The sequence below is a fragment of the Pseudomonadota bacterium genome, assembly GCA_022361155.1.
Classification (GTDB): Bacteria; Myxococcota_A; Polyangia; order Polyangiales; family JAKSBK01; genus JAKSBK01.
On sequence record JAKSBK010000202.1, the window covers coordinates 1 to 1,323 of the forward strand.

Sequence of the window (1,323 nt, forward strand, 5' to 3'; positions counted from 1 at the left end):
GATTTTCGCATGAGATCGGTGAATTTTCGGGCACATATCCGCTCATTTCGATGCCAAAATACGGCTCAATTGATGGCATTTTCAAGTCTTGCGCTTACGTCGAACTCACGTTATAATAAGAATACCGTTTAGTGTAGTTGTTGTGCCCAATAAAAGTAAATCCGTTGCCTTTTGTCCCATGAATTCTACGTCGGCGGTGGCTTGCAAAAATCGGTCTCTGAAAAATCATGATCTGCTTCGTGATGCTCATAGCTTCCATCGGGGCTGCCCGGGCGTGACTTTTATGCTTTGCTACCAGGTTCCGATCAAGGGTTTAGATGATCGTGCATCCCGGGCTGTGCCATTTTCATCATCATATCTGAATCCATTCTATTTCCTCTTGTGAATGAACTAAACTGGTCATAAGTAAAGTACTAAGACAATTTAATATGCCACCCGTTCTGTTAGAATGGCTGAAGTGAGGATAAGATGTACAAGCCGCGTGTCCTAAACCAATAGAAACGCCACACCGTCGGAGTATTTAGCGAGAAGGTTGCCCAGTTAGGCTTCGTTTCCTGTACGCTCTATAATCTCGATTCTCTTGGAAAAGGTCACGCAACTTGCTATATTTGATTAGCTTGGAGTACGAACCACGCCTGTGTCGTGAGGAAAGCCCTTGCAGGGAATATTCTTATCCGAGAAACGGTTACCTTACCAACAACTCAAAACAGGAATCACTAGCTACTTCACTACAATACATCTATGAATCGAGAATGTTAGCCTTAGTTCAGTCTGGTAAGGAATTCGTCGGAAGACTGTTTGACAAAAAGTTCGACCCAGCCACGGTCAAACTTCCGCAGGTCAACGAGAACTACGAAAGCAACATCCCCGGGTTGTTCATCATCGGGGAAGTCAGCGGGGTGCCGCTCATCAAGCTTGCGCTAAATCAAGGCAACGGTTTGATCAACCGGCTGTTCGAAAATGAGCCGCGGCCTAGCGTGTCTGAGGACGTTCTGGACGTGCTCATTGTTGGAGCCGGAGCCTCGGGCATAGGAGCGGCCAATCGCGCCAACGAGTTGGGGATTCGATATGTTGTGATCGAGCAGGGCAAGACCGTCAATCTGATCCGTTCCTTCACGAAAGGTAAATCGCTGTTCATGGAGCCGCTGGATGTCCCTCTGGAGTCGTCAATCTGGTGCGAGGAATCATCCAAAGAGGAATTTCTAGAGATTTGGGATAAGGAGATCCGCGACCGCGGTCTGAAGATCAACACCCACGAAACCGTCACGGATGTCAAGAAGCTATCCGATTTTTTTGTTGTTACAACCTCAAAGCATGCCTACA

Annotated in this window: 1 protein-coding gene; it reads left to right on the forward strand. The window is 47.2% G+C overall.

The features are described from left to right. Positions 1 to 752 precede the first annotated feature (752 nt). The coding region (locus MJD61_07465; protein ID MCG8555111.1) for an NAD(P)-binding domain-containing protein at positions 753 to 1,323 on the forward strand (571 nt) is incomplete at its 3' end.